Raw genomic sequence first — 8321 nt, forward strand, 5'->3', positions numbered from 1 at the left:
TGCTTGCGAATAATGCTTACTTTACCTGACTTTGAGGCTTAACTGAACTGTATTGCGCTATCAGTAATCAATTGATCAACAAACTCTCTTAGCCGTTCTTGCCAGTTGGGGACGGCTTTAAGTTTTTCCCTTACTCCTGGCAAGACTTTGAACTGTACCGGGACTTTATCATATGCCACTTGATTATCTGGTTTAAACTTTGTTTTTGGCATTTTAAAAATCCAAAGCATCTGATATACTAGATATTGTACACCTTTTTAAAAAGTTGAAAGGATAGCTTAATGCTGTTAGGTTTCAAAACTGAATTGAAACTAAATAATCAACAGCGCACAGCATTAATGAAACATTGCGGTGTTGCACGGCACGCTTGGAACTGGGGACTGGCTTTAACAAAACAAATCCTTGACCACAATAAAACCAATTCCGCAATTAAGATCAAGTTTCCTACTGCCATTGACTTACATAAATGGCTGGTGGCATTAGTAAAAGCTGAAAATGAATGGTATTACGAGTGCAGCAAATCTACACCACAACAAGCATTGATGGCTTTGCGTGAGGCATGGAAGCGTTGTTTTAACAAAACTGCTGGCGTTCCGAAGTTCAAGAAGCGAAGTAGGCGCGATTCTTTTACATTGGAAGGCACGGTCAAAATTTTAGGTAATAACAAAATCCAAGTACCTGTAATTGGTGTTCTCAAAACTTATGAACGATTACCACAAGTATTAACGAAGTCTGCAACAATTAGCCGTATAGCTTCCAGATGGTTTATCAGCTTCCGATTTGATGTAGAAGAGCAGGACTTAAGTAATACAAGCGTTGTAGGCGTTGACCTTGGCGTTAAAAACCTAGCAACATTGTCCACTGGTGAAGTGGTTAATGGCGCAAAGTCATACAAAAAGTACGAAGCCAAACTCAGCAGAATGCAGTGGTTGAATCGTCATAAAATCATCGGTTCAAACAACTGGAAAAAAGCGCAGATGCAAATAGCTAAACTGCATAGAAAAATATCCAACATCCGAAAAGATACGTTGCATAAGCTCACCACACTATTAACCAAGAACCACGGTGTAATAGCCATTGAAGACCTCAACGTATCCGGAATGATGGCTAACCATAAACTGGCTAAAAGCATCCAAGATATGGGATTTTTTGAGTTTCGTAGGCAACTAACCTACAAGTGTGAACTTTATGGTTCCAAACTTGTTGTAGTTGACCGATGGTTTCCTAGCTCTAAAACTTGTTCCCATTGTGGCAGTAAAAAAGAAACACTCACTTTGAATGAGCGAGTGTTTGAATGTAGTCATTGTGGTTTTGTCATTGACCGCGATTTGAACGCAGCAATCAATTTGAAGAAAATCGCCAGTTAGGCGAGGTTAGCCTGTGGACTGGATAGTGCCGACACTACCAGATTGAAACAGGAAGTAAGCGAAACTCAAACAAGAATGAATAGCTTTGATAGGTGTTGATTAGGTTTGAGTAGGATTTATATAACGGAAATAAGTTACGATGATTTTGAAAAAGTAGAAATTCGTGTTGGCAAAGTCATCAAAGTAGAAGATTTTCCTCAAGCCCGAAAACCAGCATACAAACTTTGGATAGATTTTGGTGATTTGGGCGTCAAGAAGTCTAGTGCTCAAATTACCAAATTGTATCAAAAAGAAAATTTAACGCACAGGTTAATATTAGCTGTCACCAATTTTCCACCTCGTCAAATCGCTGATTTTATGTCTGAAGTCCTTGTGTTGGGTGTCGTGCTAGACGATGGTGAAGTCGTGTTGATTCAGCCAGAAAAAGAGGTACCTCTGGGTCAAAGAATTTTCTGACAATCTCCTCATTTTTCTGTCTTAGGTTTCGCCATAGTTGGTGAAAGTATTTACAACTACTGGATCAACCATTCCGCCGCACGTTCTCCTAAATCTAACGGAATACTCACAGCTTTACCAAGTCGTGGGCGTTCTCGTGTTTCTCGAATATAGGTTTTTACCTGTGTTTCACCACCTAAGCCATTCAGATAATTGGCGATGCTATCCAGATGCTCTTGATATTCTACCTCATTTAATGGGAAAGACACTTGCTCTAAATATTTCCACATAACTTGTAAGAATATTTTACCTTGTGTGCGACGCAATTGGACATCATAGGAGCGTCCCCACTTCTCAAGCAACAGTTGGTGTAATTCCTGTCCCGTCATATCTTTTCTCAAATATTTTTACATTTAGTTATGATGTTAAGTTCCATGACTCAAGTATGATAGGACTATAAAGAAATGTAATCCTACTAAGAAAGATGCTGGAAAGATTTTTGCACAAAGCATCCTGGCATCCTTGTAGGCATTATCCTTTTCACTCAGACAAGAGTTTCCTAATGAAAAACTCAAGTCATATTTGTTAACAAAATACACAAAGAACGCGTAGGTTATGGCTCAATTTTCTGAATCAATGGACGTGCCCGATATGGGGCGTCGTCAATTCATGAATCTTCTGACATTTGGAACTGTAACCGGAGTGGCTCTGGGAGCATTGTATCCCGTTGTCAACTATTTTATTCCTCCAGCAAGCGGTGGTGCTGGGGGTGGTACAACGGCAAAAAACGAGCTAGGGAACGATGTCAGTGTTAGCAAGTTTTTGGAAAGTCATAATGTAGGCGATCGCGTTCTCGTTCAAGGACTCAAGGGAGACCCCACCTATATTGTGGTAGATAGCAAAGAGGCGATTACTGATTACGGGATTAACGCCGTTTGCACGCACTTAGGTTGTGTTGTTCCTTGGAACGCAGCAGAGAACAAGTTTAAGTGTCCCTGTCATGGTTCACAGTACGACGCGACGGGTAAGGTTGTCCGAGGTCCAGCACCTCTGTCTTTAGCTTTGAGTCATGCAAAAGCCGAAGAAGACAAAATCGTCCTGACTCAATGGACGGAAACCGACTTCCGTACAGGCGAAGATCCTTGGTGGGCTTAACAGTTATCAGTTATCAGTTATCAGTTATCAGCTCATCTTGGCTTGATAACTCTTGAGTGTTTACTGTTCACTCAAAAGGCTGTTCACTGATTTAATCAGTGCATAGTCTATAGTTTGGAGTCGAAATTTGACTCTTGACTCATGACTGTTGACCCTTCGGGTTCGCCAGATGCCTGTTGTCGGGAAACCCTCCCGCAGCACTGGTCTCACTAATGACTAATGACTAATATCAGAGAATCGTTGTCCTAGTTGTCCTTATAGAGATGAGAAATGTTTGTCAAATAGCGAGTTTAACTCGCAGTGCTAGAACAATTATCAAAACCTTGCTCGTAGCGATCGCCACAGTGACATTTTTCTTCACCAGCGATCTAGTCCTACCTCAAGCAGCTGAAGCATATCCCTTTTGGGCACAGGAAACCTACCCCGAAAGTCCTCGCCAACCGACAGGGCTGATTGTGTGTGCTAACTGTCACCTAGCAGCAAAGCCTACCGAAGTCGAAATTCCCCAGTCTGTTCTGCCTGACACGGTATTTAAAGCTGTGGTAAAAATTCCCTACGATACAAGCGTAGAGCAGGTGGGTGCCGATGGTTCTAAAGTTGGCTTGAACGTCGGTGCTGTGCTGATGCTACCAGAAGGCTTCAAGATTGCTCCTGAAGAACGCATCCCCGAGGAGTGGAAGGAAGAAATCGAGGGTTTATACTACCAACCCTACACCGAAGATCAAGAAAACGTCGTCATCATTGGACCGCTACCTGGTGAACAATATCAGGAAATCGTCTTCCCCGTCCTTTCTCCTAACCCTGCAACTGACAAGAAAATTCACTTTGGTAAGTACGCTGTTCACGTAGGTGGTAACCGTGGACGCGGACAAGTTTACCCCACTGGCCTAAAGAGCAACAACACGGTATACACGGCTTCTGCTGCGGGTACAATTAGCAAGATTGCCAAAACAGAAGATGAAGACGGTAACGTCAAGTACGAACTCAGCATCCAACCTGAATCTGGGGACGTAGTAGTTGACACTATACCCGTTGGACCAGAATTGATTGTCTCTGAAGGACAAGTGGTCAAAAAAGATGAACCTTTGACCAATAATCCAAACGTTGGTGGATTTGGTCAAGATGACGGCGAAATCGTGCTACAAGATGCTACGAGAGTTCAATGGTTGATTGCATTTGTCGCACTTGTTATGTTGGCTCAAGTTATGCTTGTCCTCAAGAAGAAGCAGGTTGAAAAGGTTCAAGCTGCAGAGATGAATTTCTAAATTCAGAGCCAAATTATCAGTCATAGGACAGGTATTTGACCTGTCTTTTTTATGTTTGTTTGACGATATTATAATAAATGTTATAATAAAAGAATTGCCTTCATAAAGGAGTAACTTAGATGACTGACAAGACCTATCCTATAGCTTCTGCTAAGATAGGCACGCAAGATGGTTTTCGCTTACCTCGTGCTTTTTCTAAAGACCATCCTCATTTAGTTAATACTTCAGGTTATGTGCAAGTCTTATCTAAAAACACCTTTTTAGTGCAATTAGATACTGATGAAGTTGAGGAAGTAGATGAAACGGAATCTATTATGATGAGTCTGTTCCTCGACTTTTTGATGAAAGATGCTGTTAAAAATCCTGAGCAACTCGTTGCTTATACAAAAGAAATGAGCGACGAAATGGATGAGCTACTTTGTGATGTTGTTTTGGATGCATGAACTCATTCACATCTGATGGATGGAGAATATTTTTCTACCCATTGTTTGATAAGCAATGGGTAGAATTGTCTCATCGGGTTCGTACTTTAAAAACTGAGTTATCTAAACAAGAGTTTATGACTCATGGAGATGTAAAGCTACTAAAGGGCTTGAATATTGGTATTAAAGAAAAAATTACTCAAGATCCTTTTGCATCTCACTTTGTATTACACAAACCTTTACACAGGTATGGTCGTCTGAAGAAAATGGGGCTACCTGCCCGATATAGATTATTTTTTAGAGCATTTAAAGAACAAAAAATTATTATCATTATTTGGTTAGGATTCCCACGTAAAGAAGGGGATAAAAACGATTGTTATCAGGTTTTTGCAAAAAAAGTTACTAATATTGACTTTCCGGAAAATGTAGATGAACTGCTTGCGGAATGTGAGGTAACAGATTTTAAGGAACAAAAGAAAGATTCACTGGAAACCAAATGATTAGCAAAGATACTGCATAAGAAAAAGCACAACGCTTAGCAGCCAACCAGATACTCTTTGATATCAAAGCACTTCATCCCAACTCCATTGAGCGCTAAACCGTCTCTAACGTGTTTCCAAGATTGATCTAGCAATCTTAAAACTTGCTGTGCAACCTTAGCAGGAAGACTTAAAACTACCAGAGGCAAAACAGCTTTTGGCTACCAAAGGTTTTTCTGGCTTAGAAAACCGTACACAAACCTTGATGAATGCTTTCTACGCAATGCTGTATCAAGGTAATATGACAAAGGCTGAGGCTTTACGTCAAGCGCAAGTGGCAATGATTACGGACAACTACTCAAGGGTTGTTCAACAGCAAAACAAAGCTATTTTAGAATCTACGCGCGATCTGCGCGCAGCGCAGCAGCGAAGCTATCGCTTCTTGCTAAAAGTCGCTAATAATCTTAGTCACCCCTATTATTGGGCACCATTCATTTTAATTGGCAATGGCTTGTAAGAACAGGGTTTGGTGTTGTCCACCCTAGTCTTTGCACAGCAGGTGAGGACATCCTCACCTACCGCCCCTGTTATTTCCGTTTTGCTACTACAATGGACGATACACTCGGTAGTTGATATTCGGGAAAATATTGTCCATCAATTCAACTTTTTCCAGCCAACCGCTATCGATTTTGCCGATTTTAACGTCTTCGTAAAGCTTGTTAAAGCGCATGAGGTGCGATCGCGTCCTTCTAACTGCATAAGGTACCATCGTTCCCGTCCGCATAATAAACGCCCAGTCGGAAGACTGCGCCAACAGCAGTTCCCTCGCTGCTTGGTTCAACGCTTTCCACTCCAACTCATCTTCTGGTTCCCGCTTTGCTATTTCAATCATCCGTTCTGCGGCTTTATGCAAATGTGGGTAAATCCACGTATTTGTTTGGTTCAACCAATACTCATGGAATCCCTTATAACCCCAACTTGATTGCGAAGGACGGCAGACTTGCTGACTTGAATTTGCCCGCAAATAATCTGCCAAGTGGGTCATTTCATAGGTTTTTTGGTCATACCATGACTTGCGGAACAGGTAATCAATAAACCAAGGACCTTCATACCACCAATGTCCATATAACTCAGCATCGTAGGGAGAAACAATAATTGGCGGACGCTGCATTATACCATGAAGATGTCCTACTTGCTGCTCACGATTATACATAAAATTGGCAGCGTGTTCTGCAGCTTTTTCCCGTGCCCAATACGGGTCGTAGAGTGCCTTATCTGCCAGTCCTAAGCCGCGACCTGTAATTTTGTGATACTTAATGCCCGTATTTTTGCGTTGACCGTTAGGCATAATGTAGGGCTTAATGTACTCATATTCTGCTTCCCAACCCAAGTCTTTGTAAAACTCGCGGTATTCTGCAGCACCAGGATAGCCGACCTCAGAAGACCATACCTGCTGAGAAGATTCATGGTCTCGACCAAAGGCAGCAACACCAGTTTCTGTAAAAATTGGGGCATAAGTGCCAAATCGTGGACGAGGACGGGCATAAAGAATACCGTGCCCATCAGTGAGGAAGTAGCGCAACCCTGCATCGGCTAACATCCGCTCTACACCTTCATAGTAGGCGCATTCTGGCAGCCAAATACCTTTGGGTGGGCGACCAAAGTTTTCTTCGTAGTGTTCGCAAGCTACTTTAATTTGTCCCCACACAGCTTGCGGGTACATTTTCATCAGTGGTAGGTAGCCGTGGGTAGCACCGCAGGTAATGATTTCTAAATTGTTAGTGTCCTGAAACTGCTTAAAAGCTGTGACTAAGTCCCCGTTGTAGCGTTCCCAAACTTCTCGTATCGCCTTAAACTCACTGGCGTAATGCTCGGCTAAATAACGAATATGACCGTTGTGGACATTATGCTCGATTTCCAGTTCTATAAGTTCTTCGAGTTTGGCTAAATGAGCGTCGTAGCGTTCTTGCAAAAGAGGATCGCGTAGCATTGACACAAGAGGTGGTGTCATGCTCATCGTGATTTTAAAGTCAACACCGTCTTGCTTTAAGCCTTCAAAGACTCGCAGCAAAGGAATGTAAGTTTCGGTGATGGCTTCATAGAGCCATTCTTCTTCTAGCACATAATCACTTTCTGGGTGACGAACGAAGGGCAGATGTGCGTGGAGTACGAGCGCAACGTAGCCGATAGCCATAATTATAGTTCCGGGATGGTACTTGTTAGATGAAAGGTTGGGAATTTGGCAGATGTTAAGAATATTTTAAGACTTTATGGGGATCGTTACATTCTTTAGTCAACTCTCCAAATTATGCCTACGCATTGATGCACATCTCATTCATGCCCTTCGCAACTCATTTCATAAAAGGCAAAAGGTCAAACTCTTGACGAATATCTAACAGTGATCGATCTAAAAGCGGTTCAAAATTCAGAAACGGAACATGATGCTCCCCTTTTATGTCGCCAAAATTTCACCTTTAAGCCATCATGAGGACGGGAGAACGGTAGTACAACCCGCTCTAGATTTTGTCCAGGGAGTAATTCCCACTGATACTCACGAATCAACAACGCTGCAAACACCTTCATTTCCAATCTGGCAAATTCCTTGCCTAAACATTCTCGAATTCCACCACCGAACGGAATATAGCTAAAGACCTTTTGTTTGTTCTCGACCCGTTCAGGTGCAAAACGTTCTGGGTCAAATCGTTCACGTTGAGCATAGACATTCTGGTCTTGATGAGTCTCTTGGATCTGGTAAAACACATCCCAACTTTGCGGGATGAGATACCCACCGAACTCGCAGGACTCAAGCACTTTCCGCGAACCACTGCGAACTACTGGAGGTGCTATTCGTAAAACTTCTTTTAGCACTTGCTCTAGATAAGTCATTTGCTTGAGAGATTCCTGTGTTAGCGGTTGTGTCAACCCGAGTTGCTCTTGTTCTGCACGGGCTGCTTGCAGCACCTGTGGATGTTGAGCAAGCAATAAACACAAGGATGTGAGTGCTGAAGTTAAAGTTTCGTGTCCAGCAACGAGCATTCCCAACACGTTATCTTTCACTTCCTCCAAGCTCAAACGATTACCCTCTTCATCCTGCGCCTGCAATAGAATTTTCAAAACATCCTCATTAGAGGAAGGATGTTGTTGGCGTTGGTTGATCATTTCATCAATCTTTGCAAGAAGCTGCTCACGCGCACGAAC

At 42.4% G+C, this 8321-nt stretch carries 10 protein-coding genes and 1 pseudogene; 7 read left to right on the forward strand and 4 right to left on the reverse strand.

Translation table 11 applies throughout. From position 1 onward, the window contains the following. Nucleotides 1–38 precede the first annotated feature (38 nt). Nucleotides 39–212 (reverse strand): hypothetical protein, encoded by a 174-nt coding sequence (locus DP116_RS22135; protein WP_169157227.1) that lies wholly within the window; start codon nt 210–212, stop codon nt 39–41. Nucleotides 213–281: 69 nt separating this feature from the next. Here DP116_RS22135 and DP116_RS22140 point away from each other — a divergent pair, with 69 nt between their 5' ends. Then, nucleotides 282–1367, forward strand: a complete 1086-nt coding sequence (locus DP116_RS22140; RefSeq protein ID WP_169157228.1) for an RNA-guided endonuclease InsQ/TnpB family protein — start codon at nt 282–284, stop codon at nt 1365–1367. A gap of 120 nt (nt 1368–1487) precedes the next feature. Then, on the forward strand, nt 1488–1823 hold the full coding sequence (locus DP116_RS22145) for a tRNA-binding protein (RefSeq protein ID WP_169157239.1): 336 nt from the start codon (nt 1488–1490) through the stop codon (nt 1821–1823). Nucleotides 1824–1879: 56 nt separating this feature from the next. On the opposite strand, the gene DP116_RS22150 is transcribed toward DP116_RS22145, so the two are convergent. Further along, on the reverse strand, nt 1880–2191 hold the full coding sequence (locus DP116_RS22150) for a DUF3067 family protein (protein ID WP_169157229.1): 312 nt from the start codon (nt 2189–2191) through the stop codon (nt 1880–1882). A 226-nt stretch (nt 2192–2417) separates the two neighbouring features. Here DP116_RS22150 and petC point away from each other — a divergent pair, with 226 nt between their 5' ends. The 5 genes and pseudogenes from petC to DP116_RS22175 all read left to right on the forward strand — a co-directional run. After that, nucleotides 2418–2957 carry a cytochrome b6-f complex iron-sulfur subunit gene (gene petC / locus DP116_RS22155; RefSeq protein WP_048866972.1) on the forward strand — a complete coding sequence of 180 codons (540 nt, stop codon included), beginning with the start codon at nt 2418–2420 and terminating at the stop codon, nt 2955–2957. Nucleotides 2958–3220: 263 nt separating this feature from the next. Continuing rightward, the gene (gene petA / locus DP116_RS22160) at nt 3221–4222 is read left to right on the forward strand and encodes a cytochrome f (RefSeq protein ID WP_169157230.1); all 1002 of its coding nucleotides are present in this window, start codon (nt 3221–3223) and stop codon (nt 4220–4222) included. Nucleotides 4223–4341: 119 nt separating this feature from the next. Then, complete coding sequence (locus tag DP116_RS22165) at nt 4342–4665, forward strand: AbrB/MazE/SpoVT family DNA-binding domain-containing protein (protein WP_169157231.1); 324 nt, start codon at nt 4342–4344, stop codon at nt 4663–4665. After that, the gene (locus DP116_RS22170; RefSeq protein WP_169157232.1) at nt 4662–5144 is read left to right on the forward strand and encodes a type II toxin-antitoxin system YhaV family toxin; all 483 of its coding nucleotides are present in this window, start codon (nt 4662–4664) and stop codon (nt 5142–5144) included. Before DP116_RS22165 ends, DP116_RS22170 begins: the two co-directional genes overlap by 4 nt. A gap of 232 nt (nt 5145–5376) precedes the next feature. After that, nucleotides 5377–5640 (forward strand): annotated as a pseudogene (locus tag DP116_RS22175) (CHAT domain-containing protein); the annotation flags it as partial. Between the two features lie 87 nt (nt 5641–5727). Here the strand turns inward: DP116_RS22175 and DP116_RS22180 are convergent. Then, a complete protein-coding gene (locus tag DP116_RS22180; RefSeq protein WP_169157233.1) occupies nt 5728–7317 on the reverse strand; it encodes a glycoside hydrolase family 57 protein in 1590 nt (529 codons plus the stop codon). 224 nt (nt 7318–7541) lie between these two features. Further along, nucleotides 7542–8321 (reverse strand): cytochrome P450 (locus tag DP116_RS29600; protein WP_246275743.1); only part of this gene is annotated, 780 nt, incomplete at its 5' end.

Source organism: Brasilonema bromeliae SPC951, from assembly GCF_012912135.1.
Classification (GTDB): domain Bacteria; phylum Cyanobacteriota; class Cyanobacteriia; order Cyanobacteriales; family Nostocaceae; genus Brasilonema; species Brasilonema bromeliae.

Excerpts from the sequence above, each read along its gene's own strand:
- DP116_RS22170 (WP_169157232.1), top strand. The coding sequence starts at position 4,662 with ATGAACTCATTCACATCTGATGGATGGAGAATATTTTTCTACCCATTG.
- petC (WP_048866972.1), top strand. The coding sequence starts at position 2,418 with ATGGCTCAATTTTCTGAATCAATGGACGTGCCCGATATGGGGCGTCGT.
- DP116_RS22140 (WP_169157228.1), top strand. The coding sequence starts at position 282 with ATGCTGTTAGGTTTCAAAACTGAATTGAAACTAAATAATCAACAGCGC.
- DP116_RS22180 (WP_169157233.1), bottom strand. The coding sequence starts at position 7,317 with ATGGCTATCGGCTACGTTGCGCTCGTACTCCACGCACATCTGCCCTTC.
- DP116_RS22150 (WP_169157229.1), bottom strand. The coding sequence starts at position 2,191 with ATGACGGGACAGGAATTACACCAACTGTTGCTTGAGAAGTGGGGACGC.
- DP116_RS22165 (WP_169157231.1), top strand. The coding sequence starts at position 4,342 with ATGACTGACAAGACCTATCCTATAGCTTCTGCTAAGATAGGCACGCAA.
- DP116_RS22135 (WP_169157227.1), bottom strand. The coding sequence starts at position 212 with ATGCCAAAAACAAAGTTTAAACCAGATAATCAAGTGGCATATGATAAA.
- petA (WP_169157230.1), top strand. The coding sequence starts at position 3,221 with ATGAGAAATGTTTGTCAAATAGCGAGTTTAACTCGCAGTGCTAGAACA.